Origin of the sequence: Acidocella aminolytica 101 = DSM 11237, from assembly GCF_900129125.1 — a bacterium.
GTDB lineage: Bacteria > Pseudomonadota > Alphaproteobacteria > Acetobacterales > Acetobacteraceae > Acidocella > Acidocella aminolytica.
The window spans coordinates 145641-166685 of record NZ_FQVJ01000003.1; the positions used below are offsets into that span (position 1 = coordinate 145641).

Consider the following 21045-nt stretch of genomic DNA (forward strand, 5'->3'; position numbering starts at 1 on the left):
GATATATGGTGCAGTTGACCAAAGACTTACGCGACCGCTTGGCGCACGCAGGGCTCGAGGTTTTGCATCCCGTAGGCGCTCATTTACCTGATAATATAAGCTTTGAACCGCCATGCAGCATCAAATGGATGGTCATGCGGGACCAGATTCGCATCGGTGCATTTAGCTATGCAGTAAGAGGCTTTTACTCACAGGTTGAGATCGGTCGCTATACTTCCATTGGCGAAGATGTTCAAATTGGTCGTAACGACCATCCGACGGATTGGCTTTCCACTAGCCCTGCTTTTTATCGAAAAGGGACGGACATCTTCAGTGTTGGAACTGGCTTTCTAGGTGGACAAGAGTTCAGCGAATTTGTGCCCGAAATTCCTTCAGGTAAACGTCCGGCAACGCCTAAAGTCACAAAAATTGGCAATGATGTCTACATCGGCCACGGGGCTTTCATTCGGCCTGGCATTACCATTGGAGACGGCGCAATTGTAGCCGCTAATGCTGTTGTGGTAAAAGATGTGCCCCCTTATGCTGTAGTTGCGGGGAATCCGGCCGTAATAAAAAAATACAGAATACCTCAAAATCAGATTGAGCCTATGCTTGCTCTTCAGTGGTGGAGATTCGCTCCTTGGCAACTCAAGGAAATTGATTTTTTTGATACAGCAAAGGCATTAGCGCAACTAGAAAGGTTAGTTGAAACTCTGGAGCCCTACGCGCCTGGCTTCGCAAATGTTGTTGAGTTTTTAGCCCCCTCCTCCGAAGCTTCTCGGAATCACTGCAGGGCTATAGCCCCAACCTCAACTCCAAATGGGTTCGCGACAACCCAACCAAAGCGATTCAAAATTGTGTCTTTCCTTGAACTGCATCAAAAATTTAAGGAGGGCGAAAAAGGGATTCCTGGCATCGAGATGGAAGAGCTTGCTCAAGAAAGCGAACTCATGATTCCTGAACCGACATACGGCGAGTCACCGGAGGTTTTTCAAAACCAATTCAATCCACAGGATCAATGTCAATCAGGCATCTTGAAATTGGTCGCGCCGTTAGGGTTTGCAATTAAGGACTGCACGGTTTGGTCAAAGTATGGTGTTATCCTTACAGGAGACTATTTGATAAGAGAGTCGTTGTTTCAGTTTCCACGACATTTGATGCCAGAGATTAGCTTTGAGGGCGAAGAATTTAGAGAACTGGCCGCTACTATTTCTTTTTCCTGCGGAGCAAGCCGCTCTTACCCTCAGGCAATCTCTACACTCTGCGGTATACAGAGAAATTATTATCATTGGTTCATCTTCGCTCTAGCGCGGTTAAATACACCTATTGTGAATATGTCGTCTCGCCAGACACTAGGAAACGTTTCGGTTCTAATTCCTGATTTTGAAGCCAAATATCAAGAAGAAAGTATAATGATGCTTCTTGAAGAAAAGAGAAATCTATCCTGTACAATAGTGGCAGAAAAAGATGTAGTCAAAATAGATACTCTCTTTTGCTCCCACCTTCTGCGTCAGCGTGGCGTTGTACAGCCACCTATTATCAAGCAGACCCTGTCCGGCCTTAAAGAAAAGCTAAATTTACATTTAGATAGAAGACGAAAAATATTCATCTCCCGACGCGATTCAAATAGCCGAAAGCTAGTAAATGAAGATGATTTAGTCGCGATTGCTCGAATTTGCGGCTTTGATGTCGTAACTCTTTCAGAAATGAGCTTGCGTGACCAAGCCTTAACATTTTCAAACGCTTCTCATATTATTGGAGCGCATGGTGCTGGTCTCACTAATATTATTTTCTGCGAGCCAGGTACAAAAGTACTAGAGTTCCATATGGAGGGATATGTTAATTGGTGTTATAGGCGTCTCTGCGCTCTTTATGGTGCTGAATATGGATTCATATCCGGAACGCGCCTCGATCCAGCTTCCACAATTCACTCGTCAAGTTTCTCAATACCTCTGGAGAAGTTTGAGGAAACTCTGCTTTCAAGCGGCTATTTGAGCTAAGGCGCTCGAACAAAAGAAGGTGTTGCTGATGGCGTTAACAATTACTGATCCTACAGGCGAAAACATTATCGAAATCAGTGATGAGTTGCGAGGAAAGGCCAACGGGAAAATCATTCTAAGTGGCAGGAAAAACTATGTCCGAATTGCCAACACCACACGAAACCTGAATATTTACGCAAGGCTTGGCCATAATTGCCGGTTACAAATTGGAGCTAATATCAATTGCCAGAGTCTTGGCATCTTTCAGGCCAAAGATTCATTGGTCGAGATTGGTGATGATTTTGGGTGCAATGGAAAAGGAAATCTGTATCTTCACGAACCTTCAGCTATCAGCATAGGCAACGGCTGTCTATTCGCTGATGGGGTTATGCTTACAACCAGTGACATGCATTCAATTGTTGACATTTCAACGGGAACAAGAATCAACCCGGCCCAAGATATTTATTTAGGACATAGGGTGTGGCTGGGATTAAATGCGATGGTGTTGAAGGGTAGCCGCATTGGAAATGGCTCAATCGTAGGTGCACACTCTTTAGTAAGCGGAAAAATACCTGACAATTGTAGTGCAGCGGGAAACCCTGCGAAAGTATTGCGCGAGGGTATAACCTGGAACTCTCAGCTACTATAGAATTGATATTCGCCAATGTGAGTTGTGGAGAAACCGTATGTTTCGGCTTTTTTCTTGGCTGATTTCTCTGTTTCTGGTGGGCATGGGCTTGCCTGCCAAGGCGCAACAATTACTCCCCCCTGCGCTCAACTCGTTTATCACAGAGGTGCCGAAGCTACCCGCACCTCTTGGTCAATCCCGCTATTATGGCGCTACCAATGCGTCTCCAGCTTGGGTGATTGCGCAATGGGACATCCCTGGCAGTAGACTTTCATCTTTTACAAAGGAGGAAGATGGTAGTCTTATCTCACATTCCGAAGAAGCCAATGTGCAGATCAAAAATGGCATTTTAACGATTAGTCAAAGTGGAGCTACACTACCTTGTACCCATCCAGGAGGAAAGCCTCGTGAATGGGATCTGTTTTTTGCACCTTCTGCACAACACTTTACGCCCTTAATTGCCCTTTCACGGTTAGCGTCGCTTATACAGACAGCAACTATAACTGTTGACGGCTCTATATTGCCTGGGAAAGCATGCAAAGTGAACCTGGGAGATACACTAATTGCTATTGTGCTTATTGATCGTGAGGTTCATCCGGCGCAGGTCTTTTTTTACCAACTTGAACTAAGCCAGACATGTCATTCTATCCCAGGCGGACAAAATTGTAGCTCTGACCCTAACCGCGCAATCTATTTTTCTCGTTCCAATCCATTCGGAGCGGATGAATATGAACCTCTGCTTGGGCATCCGTTCTTACATAATGGAAAGCAGATCCATTTTTCAGAAAATCTTCTACCAAGGCTTAAAGCCATAATTGAAAAAGGGCCTGCGGGGATGGACCATAAAATTTCGGACTGGGTCGTAGCTAACGCCTACTACGGTCAACATATTTGGGGCGGCGTCAAACTAACAAGCAAATGGTCCAACCTAAAGCTCACCGCTAAACAAAACTTTTGATCAAGATTTGTTAACTGTCGGATCAGCAGGATACTCCCCTTCCCATCCCCCGCCCAGCGCCTGATACAAGGTCACCAATTTAGTTCCCATATTCTCCAGGGAAAGCGCCTGTTTCTGCTGAGCAGTCAGAAAAGCTTGTTGGGCGTTTAGGACAGTGAGGTAGTCTACAAGACCTTCTTTATACTGGTCCTCGGCCAAGCCAAGGGCGATCTTGCTTTGTTGGACGTCAGTTTGCAGAGCCGCTTGGGTGGCATGTTCCTGGGTGTAGTTGACGAGCGCCGTGTTCACCTGGGTGAACGCAGTGAGGGCCGTTTTGGCATAGCTGATAGCGGCTTCCTTTTGCTGAGCTTCTTTCAGCTTGAGTTGGCCACGAAGTTCCCCGCCCTCGAAGATGGGCAGCGTGAGCGTCGGGCCGAAGCCATAGGTGATAGACTTCCAGCTATCCATTGCGTTGAGCTGCATCCCCTCCAACGAGGCGGAGGCTGTGAGCGTGATGTCTGGGAAGAAGGCGGCCTTTGCGACACCGATCTCGGCAGTTGCGGCGTGCAACTTGTCCAACGCTTCGCGCACATCTGGCCGCCGTGTGAGCAGGGAGGAGGGTAGCCCAACCGGAACCGTTGGCGGCGTAAGCGGCACGGGCGCCGTGGTAACAAGGTCCTGCGGCAGGCCGTCCGGTGTTTGGCCCAGAAGCAGGCCGATCTGGTTGATCAGCGCGTCGCGCTGGGCGATAAGCGTCGGGATTTGCGAGGATATCTCGGCCGCTGTGGCCTTGGCATTAGCAACGTCGAGCTGGGTGGTTAGCCCGGCCTGCTGGCGCTCAATGGTCAGTTGCACAAGCTGGTTGGCATATTTGAGGTTCTTGCGGGTGATATCCAGTACGGCTTCCGTACCGCGAAGCTGGATATAGTTGCTGGCGACTTCGGCTTCCACATTCAGGAGGGCGGCGCGGCGGGCTTCCTCGGAGGCGCTGGCGTTGGCTACGGCGGCCTCGACCGCCCGCTTGTTCTTGCCCCAAAGGTCAAGATCGAACATGGTTTGCAGCCCGTATTGGTAGAGATTGTAGGGCTCCGTAACAGCCGGGAAAGCAGCGCCGAACATGCCGGTGGGACTATTGTCGCTTACTTTGTTGCGGGAATAGGCGACATTGGCGCCGAGGTTGGGATAGAGCTTGGCTCCTTCCATCTGGGCCTGGGCCTCAGCCTCCAACAGGCGTTGAGTGGCGATTTTCAGGTCCAAGTTTTGATGGACAGCCATAGTTTCGAGCTTTGTCAGCGTCGGATCATTGAAACTGTTCCACCATTGCGGGTCCACGGAGCCACCGGAAACATAAGGCACGCTGGCTGAGGGGGAATCGTTGAGATACGCATTTGGTGTAGCCGCACGGGGCGCCTGGAAATTGGGGCCCACCATGCACCCTGACAATGCCGCCAACATCCCCAAAGAAAGAGCAGAGCCAACGAGGCTATGACGCAGGCGAATGGATGTCACGGTCTTTAAGCTCCCTGTACTGCTCTGGCGAGCCGCATCTCAATAAAAACACGGCCATTCATACTGAAGCAAGCGCCCAAGTACGTTTGACCTGACCAAAAATGCTATTCAAACTCAGCCCATTGTGGCAGAAGTCCTAAATATACGCCACGCTGAAACCATGCATACAGCCATTCGGCATGTTTTTCTGGGCACCTCTTGCAGAAAGCAGAGAGACTTCCCAAAGCCGACAAACTCTCGCCGTTTTTGAGACAGCCTGTATGACGTTTTCCGAGTTCTCGGGAGCGTCGACCTTTGTGGCATTCGACCACAATTGCTCCGGGCACCGAGAGTATTGAACTCCGCCAGTGGGTACGACCATCTCTTAATTCACCGGATTAGCATCTGGCAGAGATTTCTTTTCGTCTCTAGCTTATGTCGATGGACATGTTGGAAGCGCTCGCTGGCCACTCCTTTTACCGGGTCGCGGAGGGGTGGCCTTCCACCGGAAATCTCGCCCGGCTACTAAAGGACGGCCCTCAAACCTATGCGGCTTGGCTGGAAGCGATCGAACGGGCTGAGAAGTTTGTCAATCTGGAGAATTATATTTTCCAGGAGGACAGCACGGGGGAGAAATTTGCGCGAGCTTTGTTGGCTGCGGCGGCCCGTGGGATACGTTGCAGGTTGCTCTATGATTGGCTTGGCTGCCGGAACCGAACCTCGAGTTCCTTCTGGCAAAAGCTTCGCGACGGCGGCGTTGAGGTGCGCTGCTATAATGCACCGCAATTGCTACATCCTCTGCGTTGGATCTCCCGCGACCATCGTAAGGTGCTCTGCGTGGATGGGGTTTTGGCATTCACGGGTGGCCTGTGCATCGGTCATGACTGGGTCGGTGACCCAGCGAAGGGAATTCCACCATGGCGGGACACGGCGATCGAGTTGAAGGGGCCCGCAGTCGGATATATTGACGCCGCCTTTGAGGATAGCTGGTTGGCTGCGCATGAGGGCCGAGGGCTGGCTACCGGGGTTCCACCGCCGGTATCTGGGCAGGAGTGCGTCCCCGGTCTGGAGGTTTCCGTGATCGCGGGCCGGCCAGATTCCATGGGGCTGTACCGGCTTGAGCAATTGGTGGCGGAAATCGTCCAGCACTCGCTCTGGCTCACCGATGGCTATTTCGTCGCCACCACGGCGTATGTACGGGCACTTTCGGGCGCAGCCCAAGCGGGGGTGGATGTACGGCTCCTGGTGCCGGGTTCGAGCGATATGCCGTTGGTCGGCGCTCTTTCCAAATCCGCATACCGTCCCCTGCTAGAGGCGGGCGTGCGGGTCTTCGAATGGAACGGCCCGATGGTGCACGCTAAGACAGCGGTGGCTGATGGGTGCTGGACCAGGATCGGTTCCAGTAATTCAAACTTGGCCAGTTGGATTACGAACCGGGAATTGGACGTCACCATCAAGAGCCAAGTTTTGGCCCGCCAAATGGAGGCGATGTTCGAATCCGACATGGCCAATTCAACTGAGGTAGTTTTGATGCGCGGCGTTTCGGGGTTGCGAAGGCCCGTTGCCTCCAGTCAGCATGGGCGAAGCGCGGGCAAGAACACGCGACGGCTTTTTTCCGGCGCCATTGGCCTGAGCAGTACGCTGGCGGCCTCGTTTACGAAACGGCGGGTATTGGGACCGGAGGAAGCCCTCGTTTTGTTGAGCGGCGGGGCTGGTCTCATCCTTCTCGGCTTGGCGGTGCTGCTGTTGCCGCAAGTTTTTGCCGGGCTGTTTGGTATTGCGGCGATTGCGCCAGGCATCGGTCTGCTGCTGCGGGCTATAAGGCTCTGGCGTTCGGGGCTTCGCAGCCATGGCCGATAAATTCCGTATTATCAGTTGGAATTTACGGCATACGATCGGCGCCGGGGCCGTTCAGGTGAGCGAATTGATCGCGCAGACACGGCCGGATCTCATGTTGATGCAGGAAGTGGAAGAGACCATGGCGGCGCTTCCCGCGCAGCTTGGCGGAAACTATACACGCATCGCCCTACCTGGCCGGCACCATGGCCTCGCCGCCTGGAGCCCGCACGACTTCACCGCGCAGCCAGGGGGATTGGATTTACAACCGGGTCTGATCGTTCGCCGCGTCTGCCAACTCCTGGAATGCGGGGGCTTCACGGTGGCGAATGTGCATTTGTCGCATGGCCAATGGCTCAACCGTCGTCAGCTCCGCCGAATCGCGGCGCAAATGCCCGAGCGGGCGGCGATATTGGGGGATTGCAATATGATCGGCGCGCCATTCCTGCCCGGCTTCGCAGATGTAGGAGCGCGTATCGCCACGCATCGCATGAGCGGTATGGTGCCCTTGCGGCTGGACCGATGCTTTTTGCGTGGAGTTGACTGCCTGTACGCCACAGTACTCCCCCGAGGCGCCTCTGATCACCATCCATTGTTGGTGGATGTTAGGTGAGTAAGCGCTGATTGCCGGCATTATCGAGGTGGCGATCCCCGCAGCCGATGCGGGTGCTGCCAGATTTCTGGGCTTTTATGCCCTGCGCGGTAGCTGGTACCCTTAAAAGTGTCGCGCTTATTGGCAACTTTCGGGGTAGGAGATTAATGACCAGATGGGACAATACCGGAAATTGTGCTCTGGAGAGTCCGTGATCGTAAGCTTCCAGTGGTGACGGCGGCTTCGTCGGCAACCGCCCCACCCCACGGCGTAGGGAAGCTTCCTGCCTAAGCTCCAGAGCAGTTGGTCAAAGCGTTAGGATATCAGAATTCTCTCGTTATATGGCGCTCAAAGGCGCCATTTTAAAGCCAAAAACTCAAGACAAAGTGCAGCGCTTAACTCGCATTTGCCTGCACATTGTCAAACTTTGGCAAGGAGCTTCTACCAAGGGACAGTCTCCCCCTTGTAATTGAAAAACCGAAGCCCGGGCTGTCCGTGCCGCGCGGCTAGTGCATCAACAACGCCCGGAATGCTCTCTTGGATTCCAAGGGTCGCGCCGTCGCCTCCCATGTCGGTGCGGACCCATCCCGGATCAACTAACGCAAGGCTACGTCCACCCTCTGCATGTCGAACCGCATAAGAGCGCATGAGGGTGTTCAGCGCAGCTTTGCTGGCCCGATAAACTTCCCACCCACCCGTCTGATTGAGGGCTACACTGCCCAAGCTCGACGACATGACGCCAATAGTGCCACCCGGACGGACCAAAGTTCCCAAGGTTTCAACGACGCGCATTGGGCTGAGCGCGTTGGTTGCCATGATACGGATGAACTCCTCAGTCGAAACTTTGTCGACACGATCGCCAGGCCCGTTTGCGACGGCGGCATTGACAAACAGGAGATCCAACTCAAGGCCCGACAGTCGCCGTTTCAGCGCCGCAATCGCATCAACGTCATTCATGTCGAGTTGCTCAAGAGTCAGCCGGCAGGAAGACGTTTCGGCCAGCTTTTGCAAGTCGTGTGTCCCTGACGCGCGCGCTGTTGCAATAACATTCCAGTTACGTTGCAACCATTCCCGTGCGAGCGCTAAACCTAGGCCCCGCGATGCGCCGATGATGAGGACGGTAGATGTCATGGTAATGATCCTTCTTTGACTTGAAATTCGGGAGACCACTAAGATATGAAGAATTCTTCAGTTTAGGGATTCGCTTTTGCCGCTTTCGCCTCCTGATACGCTAAAGCCTCGGAAAGCACCGCGTCAGACGCGCGCAGCGGTGACGCTCGACGCAATTTTTGAAGCAACCATTCAGGTTCTGTTGTCGGAAGGAGAGCGGCGTCTTACGACCACGCGCGTCGCTGAGCGGGCCGGCGTCTCAGTGGGAACGATGTATCAATATTACCCCCACAAGCAGGCTCTGCTTTATGCGGTGCTGCAGTCGCATCTCACGCACATCTCAGCCGCTATCGAAGCCGCGTGCTTAACAGCTCGGGGGCAAGGCGTGACCCATATGGGGGAGCTTCTTGTCCAAACGTTTCTCGATACGAAAATCGAAAGGCTTGATGTCACCAAAGCGCTTTATTTGATCGCCGAGGATCTGGACACGAGGTCACTTCTGGCGGCAACAACCGAGCGGAACGTCGCGGCGGCGGCAAGCATGCTGGCGACAGCGTCCGACGCTCGCTTTGAAAATGTGCAGGCTGTGGCATTCACGTTGTTCTCTGCAATTGCAGGAAGCACGCGCATCGTCTTCGAACGCGGCGTCTCGCTGCCGGCACTCAAAGAATTGCGTCGCGAGTTGACGCTGATGTGCCGATCCTATCTGCTGAACGCCTCTTTATCGGCGGTAGCGAGCGCAGAGCGTGCACACTCCGTCTCCTGATCCCCCCTCCCCGCTCGCCAAAAGACCGCCGCTTCTTTCCATTGCCGAGGGCAGGATCGATCCAAAATGGCCTCTCACTGCCCGCCAAGGCGAGTCAAGACGCCGACGTTCACGGATATAATACATATGACGGTTTGGAACCCAGCCCGTCAGGCGGAAAGTTTTTTCGTTGGCTCGTTACCGTGAACCAAATCGCTGCTTCGCGGTCTCGGTAACCGGCGTATATATACTTACAAGCGTGCCTTCAGGATCTCGAAATTGCGCGGCACAGTTGCCCCAGGGCAGCATCTTCGGCGCGTGTACTACATCCACCTCCTCTTTCAGCCGAGCGAATTCGGATTCCACGTTATCAACCCGGAGTTCGATGATAGCAGTACGATTAGCGGCAGGTTCGGCGCTTTGCTCCCTGAATAGCGCTACCGTCTCGGCACTGCCGAAAGCAAGCGTTGCCGCCGAAGTTACGATTTCAGCAAATACTGGCGCGAGCCAGTCGGCTTTTCGGTCCATTACCTTCTCATAGAAGCCGACCATGGCATTTATATCAGCAACGATCAGGCGCGTGGAGGCGAATTTCATGGCTTTTTCCTTTCGATTGGCCGCAATGCTTGCGCGGTGCTACCAAAGCTCTTGTCGCATAAGCCTGCTGACACCATCCTGGCAGCAGGAGTAAGCATGCAATGCGTAGGGCCGACCGTTTATTTCAGATCATCCAAATCCTCCGGCGATCGACCCGACCGGTGACGGCGGCCGCGCTGGCGGAAGAGCTTGAAATATCGAAGCGCACGGTCTACCGCGACGTTGCGGACCTGATAGGCCAGCGGGTTCCCATCGAGGGCGAGGCAGGCTTGGGTTATCTGCTTGCTTCCGATTACGACATGCCGCCCCTTATGCTGACGTCTGATGAGATTGAGGCTGTGATGCTTGGCGCTCAATGGGTCGCGGGCCGCTCCGACAAAGTTCTTTCCAGCGCGGCCCGCGATGTGGTTGCAAAGATCGCTGCCGTCGTTCCCGAGCATATGCGCCCCTTCATCATCGAGCCGACCGTGGGCGTAAAACCGATGATCCGATTACAGGAGGATAATGTCGATACCTCGATGCTTAGATCAGCGATCCGCAAGAGTTTGAAACTGCGGCTGCGCTATCGGTCGGAGACTGGCGAGGAAACCGAGAGAACGGTATGGCCGGTGATCCTGGGGTATACGGAGACCTACCGTCTGCTGGTCGCTTGGTGCGAGTTGCGTCAAAGCTTCCGACATTTCCGCACTGAACGGATCGTCGAAGTGACGATGCTCAATGAACTCAACGGCCTGCGCCAGGGTGAATTACGTCGACGCTGGCAACTGTGGCGTGAGGCAAACGTCCGCTTCTCTATAACGGCTTGAGTCAAGGCCAATTGATACCTGCATACGGCTTCATTCCCTGGCTTGGGTCTATACTGGCCGGAGGCTGCCCCACGAGGCTCTTACTTCTCTTCGAGGTCGGCACGTGGGCCGCCTCATGATGGGGTAAGAAAGCTTTTCTTTATGCGGGGTTAGAACAGGGATCGTCTGTTCCGTGAATGATGAGGATCGCGCCTGAATAGAAGCCAGCCTGGCGCGGCGGTCACCGGCAACAGCCATCGCAGCGAGCTACCGCCCGAAGCCACCAGGAACATAGCCACGACGAATCTCCTTCATGATGAGCGTGCGATAGTCTTCTTCATCGAACGGGTAAGCAGTGTCAGCGATGCGCCGTGCGAAGGCAATGCCATGCGACAGATAGCATGCTTCATCTGAGGCCGGATCAGGCGAGGGACGCAGCATGAGCCCCATGATATCGGGGGCCGTTTGCGGCATAGCTGGATTACCGGTGCCAGACATGATTGAGGTGAGCGAGAGAACGCGCGCTGGATGCTCGCTCGCCAGTATTTGTGCGATCATACCTTACATCGACCGGCCAACGATATGGGCTTGTCTGATGGACAGAGCATCGAGCAATCCAATAGCATCATTGGCCATGTCGGCTAGCGTATAGGGTACGTTCGGTCGGCTGCCCGCTGTGACCTGACGCATCAACGATGAATAACCCGGCAATCCAAGATGGGAAAAATCCGCTGAACGTCCTGCATCACGATTATCGAACCGGATCACACGATAGCCCTGTTTCGCCAGCATTCCGCAGAATGAAGACCTCCAGCGAATCATCTGTGTGCCGAGGCCCGAGATCAGAAGAATTGCCTCGTCAGTTTCCTCACCAGAACTCTCATAGGCCAGATCTGTGCCGTTGGCATTCAGGCTATTCATGACATGCTCCGTCGAACCGACCCCGTGCTACAGTCCGCGAGAACTTCAGTCCAGAATGTCAAACTGAATGGCCAAATACTGTCCGACTGCTATGGTTCGGAATATGAAAGAAACAGGCATTATCCCACCGGAATATGCCTATTGTGATGGCAAACTCTCGGCCGCCTTGACCTGAAGCATCTCTGTAACCGATGCACCATTCGCATCGATGACGCGCAGATGGTAGAAGCCAGGTCCAGAAGGCACGAAGTGCGCGCTGCGTAAAGCTGGAACAGAATTTAGCGGTACGCCGTCGATTAAAAACGTGAGAGGACGTACACCGCCAATGACGCGAAGCCTAATCGGCCCGATATCCGCGAGGACTGCATGCGGAGGCGGATAGGCCATGGTGAGCGGTGTCTTTTGTTGCACCGCCACCAGGCTGAGAGGCTTGGCCGGAGGCAAAACCTGGCGCGGATAGATCTTTAAAAGCCCGAAAGTTGAGGCCAGAATTGGTACCGCGCGGCCGATTGCGGCGGCGCCTGGTAGCGCGCCGCCATCTGGCTGGCCAGTCCAGACAATGACGACATGACGCCGGTCGAAGCCGATTGCCCAGTCATCGCGGTTTCCAGCGCTCGTTCCGGTTTTCCAGGCAATGCCCTTGGCCAAATAACCAGGCAGCGGTCGGGTCAGAATATTGGCGACCTCATCAGCAATGTCTGCGCTCAATAGCCGCGCGCAGACCTGCTTTTGGCCGTAGATAAAGTGCAGTGGTTCGACACAGCCATCTGTTGCCAACCCAGCATAAAGCGCGCCGAGTTGACGCATGGTGAGCCCGTCGCCACCCAGTATAACGGGCAGGCTGGGCTCGGCCCCGTGAGGCAATGCCAACGGCACACCGACAGAGTTCAACGCGGACCAGAAGCGCGCCGCGCCGTAGCGGTTCAGCAAGGCTACAGCGGGAAGATTGAGCGAACGGCGCAGCGCCGTGGCGGTGCTTACCGTGCCCATGAAGCTATGCGTGAAATCTTCCGGGCCATAGGCCGAAAAATCATGGGGCAGATCATACAGCAAGGTACGCGGCCCAGCATAACCCTCTGCAAAAGCAAGGCCGTAGAGAAACGGTTTCAGCGCCGAGCCTGGCGAGCGAATTGCCTGGGAGAGATCAATAAAACCCGCGCGTGGGAGGTTGCCGGGATCACCAAGGTAGGCGGCACGAACCATGCGCGTTTTGGCATTGATGATGAGAATGGCAAGGGACTCGGCTGGCCGCATCGTGGTGAGGATATTGCCCGCAAGCCGTGCGAGCGCAGCGTTTAGTGCCGGGTTCAGCGTTGTGCGCGTGTTTGTAGCGAGGCCGATCGTAAGCTGGGGTGTCTGGCGCGGCAGAGTTTGCCAATGGCGAGGGACGGGCTCGGCTTCTGCCTGGGTGGCAGTGGCGGCGTTGATTACGCCTTCTCGCGCGGCCTGCGCAAGGATGCGGTTGCGCGCGCGCCGGGCGGCCTGCGGGTACAAATCTGGCCGCAATGCCTCGGGACGGCGGCAAAGGGCAATCAGCAGTGCCACCTGCGCGGGGTCCAGGCTGCGTGGCGAAACACCAAACCAAAGGCGCGAGGCTGCTGTGACGCCGGTAATACTGCCGCCAAACGGCGCCAGGGAGAGCCACATGCTAAGAATTTGATTCTTGGAGTAATGTTCAGTCAGAGAGATGGCTTGTAGTGCTTCGCGCAGCTTTACCTCAAAGGTGCGCGGCGCCGGATGTAAAAGGCGGACCACCTCCATGGTGAGCGTGGAGGCACCAGACACAACATGGCCGGTAGCCGCAAATTGCGCTGTGGCTCGTAGGATCGCCACTGGATCAACGCCGGGGTTATACCAGAAGCGCTTATCCTCAATGCGGACAAGCATGTGAAGCATCAGCGGATTGACCGCCGCGGCAGGGGTTGCGAATTTCCACTCTCCCGTTGCATCTGGGAAATAAGCAATAGGCGTACCATCTTCCCCATCGATAATCCGCCCTTGGTCCTTCAGCCGGGCAAGGCTGGGCGGGAATAGATACGCCACCAGAGCGATAAGCACTGCGCCCGCTGCCAAAATGAGAGGCGCCCGCCAGGCGACCGCCTTAAGGTGCCTTGGTTTGAGGCGCATTGCTGGCATGGGCAGGCGGGGTAACGGGCGTGCCGGGCGGGAGCACAGCCACGTCGCTCGCCGCCGTTGTGCCGCGTTCGTCAGGATGGTTGAGATCGGCCAGCACAGCGCCCGGCAGGATGAAATGCCCTTGTGTCACGGCGCGTAGTTCGACGGCGGTGACAAACTCCTGTGTATATCCATTATCGGAACAATTGAGATCGGAACAGGGCGGGTAGAGTGTGAAGGCCGCCATGTACCGGTCATCAGCCGACGCCGTGGCATCGGGCGAAGTCAGGTCCGGTAGCCAGGATAGTTGCGTCTGGCCGCTGGAAATATTGCCTGCAAGTTCCCAGCCGGCGGGCAGCCCAGCGGTAAGAACAGCGTGGTGCGGTGTGCTATCGGTTGCCCGGCCGCTAATGACCATGATGAACACCGTGTTCTGGTCCAGACGCGACACGTCGAGCGGCGTACCGTCCTTGGCGTAGAAGGCAATTTGCAGGCTCATGCCATTTGACGCGGCCTTGGCTGGCGTCACCGGGATGCCGGTGGTCGCTATAACCACGGGCAAAGCGGTTTTCCCGTTATTGGTGATCGTGACGCTTTTGCCGATGCCCTGGACGATGGCGTGGCTACTCGTTGCCGCTTTGCCGTCGATCGAAACCGAGAGAGTCTCTGGCTTGCCCCCAAAATCTGCCGCGGCAAGCCCCGCCGCTGCGAGTTCCTGGCTATTTAGTCTATCGGGCGAAAGGCCCCTGCCCGGCAAATTGGCCGCTAGGGAGGACCAAGTTTTCTGCATCAATCCTGTCTCGCGGATGATGGTGGGTACGGCCCAGGCGTCGCGCAGCGGTGTTCCATAGCCGTCATTCCAGTCCTGGCCGCGCCACCAGAAATAACCGCCCCTGTTATGGGTGTTCAGTGCCGCATGGAGAGCCTGCATGGCCCTGTCAGGTTCGCCAATCATTGCCAGGGCAGCGCCCAACTGCGCGCGCGCAAGCGGATGCGTTACGTCACCGATATTTTTGTCCATGACGCGTATGGCCCCTGCCGGAGCCTGCCCGTCCAGTGCCAGAACGTAGGCCGCATAAATCTGCGCTTGCCCGGGCTCCGGATCATTATCAACTTCATGGCGCAGCCAGGAAAGCGCAGCCTTTAGCGGCGGATCTGGGATGTCAGCACCAGCTTTGCGCGCGCGCAGCAGGAAATCCGTTGCATAGGCGGTCAGCCAGGGCTGTGCTGAATCTTGCGAGGACCAGAGTCCAAAGGCGCCATCATAGCGCTGGTCGTCAAGAACGTTTTCAACCGCCTGCGCCAAGCGCCCTTGCGGGTCTGGCAAGGCAACCGCGCCAGTGAGCGCAGTGAGCGGCAGCCCACGGCTTACGCTCTCGTCCAGGAACGGCAGATTGCGCTCCTGCAGTGCCTGCAGAAAACCCGCGGGGTCAAAAGGAAGATGGTTCCCAAGTGTCATCACGGACTTGGCCGAACCGGGCACGAAGGGGCTAAGGTCGGGAGTCAGGGCCGCTTTCTGCCCTGGCGCAACCTCGGTATTGGTAAGCTGGGTAACGGCGGGCCGGACCAGATGCACCGAAATATTGCGCAGGCGCTGCTGCGAGTAGGCATCCGGACCGGCTACATCGAGCCTTATATGCCCGGTTCCGATGGCATTGGCGGCAATCTGCGTGTGCAGGACCTGGCGTGTGCCACGAGCAAGGTCGACGGGGAAAACTTTCCCACCGCTGATAGCACCTTTCGCCGCTACAGTGACGGTGAAATGGCCTGAAGGTAGATCAAGGTCTTGCAGCATCACACCGATATTCGCCGTATCGCCGGGTGAGAGAAAGCGCGGCAGCAGCAAATTCGCGATGAGCTTGTGACGGGAGATGATATCGGTCGCGGCAGAGCCCAGCGTATCTTCCTTCCAGGCTACGGCCATCAACCTAATTTTGCCGTTGAAGTCGGGCAGATGCATCACGAAGCGTGCCACACCATCCGGTCCGGCCTGGACGGGGCCAGCGAAAAGCGAGACGATTTTTTGTGGAATTGGCAGATTAGCTGGGCCGAAATCACCGCCGCCGCCAACATGCAAAACGGCTTGCATCCCCTGCGGCGGTCTGAGCAGCGCGCCGTAATCATCCCGTATATCGACGCCGAGCAATCGCTTACCGAAGAAATGGCCGAGCGGATCGGGCGATTGAAAATCGGTCAGGGATAAAATTCCCTCGTCCACGGCATCGAGGGTAACATAGGCGCCGGGTGTGGTCTTAACCTCGAACGTGACATCGCGGCCGGGCCGGTAGAGTGTCTTTACGTTAAAGGCGACGGGAAGTTCGTGCGTACCTGGGTTAAGGCCGAGCCAGACCAGCCCGATTGCACGGTCGGGCGGTGTGGTAGCCGTAGCCGGGCGATAGAGTTGCACGATTGCATACGCGCCGGCTCCCCAGGAGGCGGAAACCGATACTTTGACATTGGTGCCGCCTTTGGGAACGTCGAAATCGCGCGTGCTGATTACATGGTCATTGGCAAGTACGAGCACGGCCTTGCCCGAAAAGGGAGCACTGATATGCAGTTGCGCCACATCGCCGCCGTTATACGATTTCTTGTCACGGGTGACGGTCAGCCTGGTTGGCACATCCGGCTGGTTCGATGTGATCCAGCCGGAATAGAAAATAGTTGAACTCGCGGCGTAACCGCCTGAATGCTGGATCAGCCGTAGCCGGTAGCGCCCGTCCGGCAGCGCAGGCAGGACCAGGTGGTAAGGCTTGCCTGGGGTAATGGTAATTGTTTCGTTCAGGACATTGTGGTTGACATAGTTGTAGCGCCAGCTCGCGACCGAATCATTCCAGATCACGCCCCATTCATAATCCTGCCGGACCAAGGAGAGGTCCGCCTGCATCGGCACGGGTTTGCCGTCTGGCGCGATGGCGGCGATGTCGAAAACCGGCTTGGTGCCGCTATTGACCGCGCCGCCGCTGAATCCTGGGCGGATACCAATCATCGGCGCCGCCGGCGTGATTTTCAGTGTCTGCTCTTTCGTCGCCGCCCGGCCTGAAGGGTCGTTGATTGTAACCTTGACCACCGCCTGTAGTGCATGGGTTGTGTCAGGTAGCTGTGTCAAATCAATGGGGATCGAGGCCGCGCCGGTTGCATCAGTTTCGGGCAAGTCCGGCTGCAGCATCGGCTCGTTGACGATCTCATGGCGAAGGCCAAACGTGTATCCCTGATAGGCGGGAAACGGCGACGGATCAGCACCAACGTGTACGCTTGCCGTGCCAGTGAGGTCTGACCCAGGCGCGCCGTAAAGAAATTGGACCGATATAGGTAAATTATCGATCTTTCCAGGGGCGAGAGGGCCATTTGCCGCAAAACTGATCGCCAGCTTTGCCGGTACGAAGGCCGCAACCGTGAAACTGCGCTGTGCAACTACGGGGCCGTTTTCACCCTCTTGGAGGGAGATGCTCCAGTCACCCGCCTGCGCTCCGGCAGGAAGGTGAATCTGTGTGACAAAAGATGAATCATCCGTCCATTTTGTCACCTGGTCTAGGAAGACTTGGCCGCCGGGACGATAGACGATCAGGCGTAACGGTATGCCGAGCGGTTTCAAGGCCGGATCGCGCAGCAGAGCGCCGAGATTCACGGTTTCGCCGGGCCGGTAGATGCCGCGGTCAAGCCAGAGATAAGGATCAACGGGCTGGGGTTCGGCTTGGCCGGAAACACCGCGATCAGTGAGGTCGAACGGGGCGGCATTGAGGTCGACGAGGGTGAAATCCCCGTCGGGACCGGTGATATGCAGTGCTACGGGTGCCTGTGCCTGCGCGCCATTCATCAGCGGCGCCGCGAAATGGGCGAAGCCGTTCGAATCCGTGACCGCCGTATCGAGGACCGAATTATCCGAGGCGATGAGCGCGACTTTGGCGCCGGCGATTACCGATGCATCGGTAAACCTGCGGAGCTGTACAGTCAGCCCATTCCTGCCCCACCAGCTTGTTGGCGCAATATTCGTGCGCAGGACTAATTGTTGCAGATTCAGCGAGCCATCATCGTTGGGGGTACCATCGTCCGGCGCGATCGAGACGGCGTAAAGCCCAGGTTTTGTCATCACCGTTGAAAGCGGTAGGATAGCATGCACCAGGCGGTTCCGCTCAAAACCCGGCACAGTGGCGCTGCCCGTGAAAATAATCGGCGCAGTATTGCCATTTAGGTCAGAATTAAAGGCACCAGGATTGAGTAGTGGGTGATTCGACAGGAAATTGAGCAGGCTGCGTTCAGAAACGTGCGCGATCTTTACTTTGACTTTTGAGATGTTGACGCCAGAAAATCCTACCGCGGGCGGGTTATTGGCGGGGATAATAAAATGGCTTGGATCGGCGAACAGCGCGGGCGGGCGGTTCGCGAGCGTAATCTTGATACTGCGTTGTTCCTTCAGGGCAGTACCGGCAATCCCTGGTAGGCCAGGATGCAGGATAACCGTGGTCGTTGCCCCTGGTGTCAGGCCAGAAAGACAAAGCTGGCCGCTTGTTTCCGTAACGGCAAGGTCTTTTATGGCGGGCTGTGTGGTGACATAGTCACCTGGATGCAACGTGCCATGCGGCAAGCTTACAGTGAAGGTAATGCACGCGCGGGCGGGGAAGGATTGCGGGTAGCTATCCACTTTGCTGACAACAAACCCGTACGCCGTTATCGCCTGGTCCAGCGCGGTACGAAGGCTGGCCTCCTGGGGATAAGCCGAAACCATGACGTCTAACAGGCGAATTTCCGCACCGTGATTGCCCTGCTGGCCAAGTGCCTGGCGCATGAGATTCAGTCCCCGCCAAGTTGCCGCCGCGGGGTTGTTGCTATGGCCGGCATATTTCAGGCCAAGATAAGCGGCCTGCAATGCCTCCGTAACCGGGCCTGCACCATTGAGGTCAGCCTCAGCAAGATCGAGCCATGGTTCCGGGCTGCGGTTTGCGTAAAGATTGAGCCGGCTCTGGCTGGCTTGGCGCAAGCCCTGCCAGTCCTGGGCCTTGCGAGCGGCCTGCATTGCCGCGTCGTCTGCAGCGGCCTCGCCTTGAAGTGACGCGCTCCAGCCAGTGTTGTTGGCAAATCCAAAAGCCAGTTGCTGAGCTTCGGCACCAAGGCCGGGGAGAATTTTATCTATATCCTCCACAATCGGCGTTACCGACAATGGCGGCGCGGATTCCATATTGCCAGATGGAGCAGAGGCATTTTGAGCGGCGGCGGATGGGCCAAGGAACATGCCACCGGACAGGAGGACGAGGCCAAAAAGCGCATTGCGAGCATAAGAATGCATGGTGTGCTCTAATTCCTGTCCAACTTAGCGCTGACGCCAACCCCTGATTTTGCTTGGCACCCGCAAAACGGCCCCTAGTTGAAAATAGACTAGCTGGGTTCAATGCCCGGTGGAAGCCTGTAACGAGCCAATCCTGCAGCGGTGATTGGCTCTGCCATTGTCCCTGAAGACGCTGGGTTAGACCGAAGGAGCGATGGAAACTTGGACACACCATTTCGATAGATGGTCGCCAGTGCCGGGCGGACTTTCGCAAATCCCCAACGGGGATCCACTCTGAAACAGACTCAATTACACCGTGGTTAGGAAGGTTTTGGTCTGGCTGGCTCCGCGCCTGTCAACGCGACTGTTGATGGCGCCCCCCGGGTGCATCGCCTGTCACCCTCCCTGATAGGTAACGCGCAGGAGCAGCGACCCTGCGAGCGCAAGCATTGTCAAGCCGACGATCGCATCAAGCGCACGCCATGCGGCAGGCCGGGAAAACACAGGCTTGAGGATTCGTGCCCCGAACCCGAGCGCGGTAAACCAGGAGACGCTGGCCGAAATGGCTCCCGCCGTGAAAGCCGGACGCAAGGCGGCCGGCTGCGCCGAGCCAATTGCACCGAGAAGCAGGACCGTATCAAGGTAGACGTGAGGATTCAGAAAGGTGAAGCCCGCTGTTGAGGCAATCGCCCTGCGGAGCGTTAACCCATTCCCTGCGCCGATCTCGACTTTGCTGACGACCGAAAGTCGGCGTAGGGCCGTGACGCCGTGCCAAGTGAGAAATACACATCCTCCCAGTGTCAGGAGCATGGTGAACCGTGGAGCCGCGCCGACGAATGCACCGACCCCGCCAACGCCGGCGATGATCAGAATAGCATCCGCGCAACCGCAGAACAGCACGATCGGCAGGACATGTTCACGCCGCAGCCCCTGGCGGAGAACAAAGAGATTCTGGGCGCCGATCGCAATGATCAGCGCTGCGGATGACGCGAAGCCAGTGAGGAATGAAGTAAGAAAGTTTGCCATGCGCGACACTCAATGGCCGCGCTCGACACATTAGAAAAGCTTGTTTTTCTAAAGCTGATTAAGCATAACTTAATTCATGCTGGATTATCCCGCGCTTGCCGCTGTCAGTGCCGTCGTCCGGGAGGGCAGTTTCGAACGGGCTGCCGCTGCACTCCGCATTACGCCATCGGCCATCTCGCAGCGTGTGCGGGGCATAGAGGAGCGGCTTGGAACGATGCTCGTAATCCGCGGCCAGCCTTGCACACCGACCGATCTGGGCCGCAGACTCTGTGCGCATTTCGACCGCGTCCAACTGCTGGAAGCTGACATTGTGCCAGCGCTCTCCGATCAAAACGCCGCCCCGCTACCCACGCTCAGGGTTGCCGTTAACGCCGACAGTCTGGCGACATGGCTCCCTGAAGCCATTGCCGCATTCGGTCGGGCGACTGGTACCCTTCTCGAGCTTACTCGCGACGATGAAACACGCACTGCCGATCGGCTTCGTTCAGGTGACGTTTTGGCTGCCGTGACGGCTGATCCCAATCCGATCCAGGGGTGCCGGACCATCCCGCTGGGGGCGCTGCGTTATGCCGCCTGCGCCAGCCCGAATTTCCTTTCACGGTATTTCGGAGATGCGGTGAACGGCGAGACGCTGAAAAAAGCGCCGTATCTGCGGTTCGATCGACTTGACGGGCTGCAGGCCCGCTGGGCATCCGAAGCATACGGAATTGATCTCGATGCGCCGACGCACTGGGTTCCCTCGACACATGGCTTCATGGACTTGTGTCTGGCCGGATTGGCTTGGGGGTTGCAACCTCTTCGGCTGGCGGAACAGCATATCGCCGCCGGTCGCCTAGTCGAGCTCCCACCGCGGGCGAGGATCGACGTTAAGCTTTACTGGACCGTTGCCCGTCTGCACGTTGTGTCATTGCGCCGTTTGACCAGGGATGTATGCGCTGCGGCTGCTAGGTATCTGGATACGTGAAGGACTCACACGAGACCTGTCGGGCGACTAGAGCAGCCATAGCAACTATGAGGAAATGAAGGTTGCGGGGCGGCGCACGCGCC

General features: G+C 56.2%; 16 protein-coding genes. 8 read left to right on the forward strand and 8 right to left on the reverse strand.

Going from position 1 to position 21045, the window contains the following annotated elements:
• Nucleotides 1-5: 5 nt before the first annotated feature.
• The 3 genes from BUB54_RS21750 to BUB54_RS20165 are packed head-to-tail and all read left to right on the forward strand — an operon-like array spanning nt 6 to nt 3544.
• Nucleotides 6-1979 carry a glycosyltransferase 61 family protein gene (locus tag BUB54_RS21750; protein WP_052948305.1) on the forward strand — a complete coding sequence of 658 codons (1974 nt, stop codon included), beginning with the start codon at nt 6-8 and terminating at the stop codon, nt 1977-1979.
• A gap of 28 nt (nt 1980-2007) precedes the next feature.
• Nucleotides 2008-2607 carry an acyltransferase gene (locus BUB54_RS20160; protein WP_073211192.1) on the forward strand — a complete coding sequence of 200 codons (600 nt, stop codon included), beginning with the start codon at nt 2008-2010 and terminating at the stop codon, nt 2605-2607.
• Between the two features lie 37 nt (nt 2608-2644).
• Nucleotides 2645-3544, forward strand: a complete 900-nt coding sequence (locus BUB54_RS20165) for a hypothetical protein (RefSeq protein WP_139284763.1) — start codon at nt 2645-2647, stop codon at nt 3542-3544.
• Here the strand turns inward: BUB54_RS20165 and BUB54_RS02830 are convergent, their stop codons facing one another.
• Nucleotides 3545-4978: an efflux transporter outer membrane subunit gene (locus BUB54_RS02830; RefSeq protein WP_082075594.1), complete on the reverse strand. Its 1434-nt coding sequence runs from the start codon at nt 4976-4978 to the stop codon at nt 3545-3547. It abuts the gene before it with no gap.
• A 474-nt stretch (nt 4979-5452) separates the two neighbouring features.
• Between BUB54_RS02830 and BUB54_RS02835 the strand changes: the two genes are divergently transcribed.
• Together BUB54_RS02835 and BUB54_RS02840 are read left to right on the forward strand one after the other, a co-directional pair.
• On the forward strand, nt 5453-6871 hold the full coding sequence (locus tag BUB54_RS02835; RefSeq protein ID WP_048877928.1) for a phospholipase D-like domain-containing protein: 1419 nt from the start codon (nt 5453-5455) through the stop codon (nt 6869-6871).
• The gene (locus BUB54_RS02840; RefSeq protein ID WP_048877929.1) at nt 6861-7460 is read left to right on the forward strand and encodes an endonuclease/exonuclease/phosphatase family protein; all 600 of its coding nucleotides are present in this window, start codon (nt 6861-6863) and stop codon (nt 7458-7460) included. The genes BUB54_RS02835 and BUB54_RS02840 overlap by 11 nt, the downstream gene beginning before the upstream one ends.
• Before the next feature lie 420 nt (nt 7461-7880).
• Here BUB54_RS02840 and BUB54_RS02845 read toward each other — a convergent pair whose 3' ends face one another.
• Entirely contained in the window at nt 7881-8570 is a 690-nt protein-coding gene (locus tag BUB54_RS02845; RefSeq protein WP_048877930.1) for an SDR family NAD(P)-dependent oxidoreductase, read from the reverse strand.
• Nucleotides 8571-8709: 139 nt separating this feature from the next.
• Here BUB54_RS02845 and BUB54_RS02850 point away from each other — a divergent pair, with 139 nt between their 5' ends.
• Entirely contained in the window at nt 8710-9315 is a 606-nt protein-coding gene (locus BUB54_RS02850; protein ID WP_199444665.1) for a TetR/AcrR family transcriptional regulator, read from the forward strand.
• Nucleotides 9316-9492: 177 nt separating this feature from the next.
• On the opposite strand, the gene BUB54_RS02855 is transcribed toward BUB54_RS02850, so the two are convergent.
• Complete coding sequence (locus tag BUB54_RS02855; protein ID WP_048877932.1) at nt 9493-9891, reverse strand: VOC family protein; 399 nt, start codon at nt 9889-9891, stop codon at nt 9493-9495.
• 101 nt (nt 9892-9992) lie between these two features.
• Here BUB54_RS02855 and BUB54_RS02860 point away from each other — a divergent pair, with 101 nt between their 5' ends.
• Complete coding sequence (locus tag BUB54_RS02860; protein WP_048877933.1) at nt 9993-10697, forward strand: helix-turn-helix transcriptional regulator; 705 nt, start codon at nt 9993-9995, stop codon at nt 10695-10697.
• Nucleotides 10698-10943: 246 nt separating this feature from the next.
• On the opposite strand, the gene BUB54_RS02865 is transcribed toward BUB54_RS02860, so the two are convergent.
• The 5 genes from BUB54_RS02865 to BUB54_RS02885 all read right to left on the reverse strand — a co-directional run bounded on the left by BUB54_RS02865 (nt 10944) and on the right by BUB54_RS02885 (nt 19998).
• A complete protein-coding gene (locus BUB54_RS02865; protein WP_052948306.1) occupies nt 10944-11234 on the reverse strand; it encodes a hypothetical protein in 291 nt (96 codons plus the stop codon).
• 3 nt (nt 11235-11237) lie between these two features.
• Complete coding sequence (locus tag BUB54_RS02870) at nt 11238-11597, reverse strand: alpha/beta fold hydrolase (protein WP_052948307.1); 360 nt, start codon at nt 11595-11597, stop codon at nt 11238-11240.
• A 138-nt stretch (nt 11598-11735) separates the two neighbouring features.
• Nucleotides 11736-13670 carry a transglycosylase domain-containing protein gene (locus BUB54_RS02875; protein ID WP_158320075.1) on the reverse strand — a complete coding sequence of 645 codons (1935 nt, stop codon included), beginning with the start codon at nt 13668-13670 and terminating at the stop codon, nt 11736-11738.
• A 28-nt stretch (nt 13671-13698) separates the two neighbouring features.
• Nucleotides 13699-18993: an alpha-2-macroglobulin family protein gene (locus tag BUB54_RS02880; protein ID WP_048877935.1), complete on the reverse strand. Its 5295-nt coding sequence runs from the start codon at nt 18991-18993 to the stop codon at nt 13699-13701.
• A 375-nt stretch (nt 18994-19368) separates the two neighbouring features.
• The gene (locus tag BUB54_RS02885; protein WP_048877936.1) at nt 19369-19998 is read right to left on the reverse strand and encodes a LysE/ArgO family amino acid transporter; all 630 of its coding nucleotides are present in this window, start codon (nt 19996-19998) and stop codon (nt 19369-19371) included.
• A 76-nt stretch (nt 19999-20074) separates the two neighbouring features.
• Here BUB54_RS02885 and BUB54_RS02890 point away from each other — a divergent pair, with 76 nt between their 5' ends.
• A complete protein-coding gene (locus BUB54_RS02890; RefSeq protein ID WP_048877937.1) occupies nt 20075-20962 on the forward strand; it encodes a LysR family transcriptional regulator ArgP in 888 nt (295 codons plus the stop codon).
• Nucleotides 20963-21045 lie beyond the last annotated feature (83 nt).

Excerpts from the sequence above, each read along its gene's own strand:
- BUB54_RS02870 (WP_052948307.1), bottom strand. The coding sequence starts at position 11,597 with ATGAATAGCCTGAATGCCAACGGCACAGATCTGGCCTATGAGAGTTCT.
- BUB54_RS02860 (WP_048877933.1), top strand. The coding sequence starts at position 9,993 with ATGCGTAGGGCCGACCGTTTATTTCAGATCATCCAAATCCTCCGGCGA.
- BUB54_RS02830 (WP_082075594.1), bottom strand. The coding sequence starts at position 4,978 with ATGTTGGCGGCATTGTCAGGGTGCATGGTGGGCCCCAATTTCCAGGCG.
- BUB54_RS21750 (WP_052948305.1), top strand. The coding sequence starts at position 6 with ATGGTGCAGTTGACCAAAGACTTACGCGACCGCTTGGCGCACGCAGGG.
- BUB54_RS02865 (WP_052948306.1), bottom strand. The coding sequence starts at position 11,234 with ATGATCGCACAAATACTGGCGAGCGAGCATCCAGCGCGCGTTCTCTCG.
- BUB54_RS02855 (WP_048877932.1), bottom strand. The coding sequence starts at position 9,891 with ATGAAATTCGCCTCCACGCGCCTGATCGTTGCTGATATAAATGCCATG.
- BUB54_RS02835 (WP_048877928.1), top strand. The coding sequence starts at position 5,453 with ATGGACATGTTGGAAGCGCTCGCTGGCCACTCCTTTTACCGGGTCGCG.
- BUB54_RS20165 (WP_139284763.1), top strand. The coding sequence starts at position 2,645 with ATGTTTCGGCTTTTTTCTTGGCTGATTTCTCTGTTTCTGGTGGGCATG.
- BUB54_RS02880 (WP_048877935.1), bottom strand. The coding sequence starts at position 18,993 with ATGCATTCTTATGCTCGCAATGCGCTTTTTGGCCTCGTCCTCCTGTCC.
- BUB54_RS20160 (WP_073211192.1), top strand. The coding sequence starts at position 2,008 with ATGGCGTTAACAATTACTGATCCTACAGGCGAAAACATTATCGAAATC.
- BUB54_RS02885 (WP_048877936.1), bottom strand. The coding sequence starts at position 19,998 with ATGGCAAACTTTCTTACTTCATTCCTCACTGGCTTCGCGTCATCCGCA.
- BUB54_RS02890 (WP_048877937.1), top strand. The coding sequence starts at position 20,075 with ATGCTGGATTATCCCGCGCTTGCCGCTGTCAGTGCCGTCGTCCGGGAG.
- BUB54_RS02840 (WP_048877929.1), top strand. The coding sequence starts at position 6,861 with ATGGCCGATAAATTCCGTATTATCAGTTGGAATTTACGGCATACGATC.
- BUB54_RS02845 (WP_048877930.1), bottom strand. The coding sequence starts at position 8,570 with ATGACATCTACCGTCCTCATCATCGGCGCATCGCGGGGCCTAGGTTTA.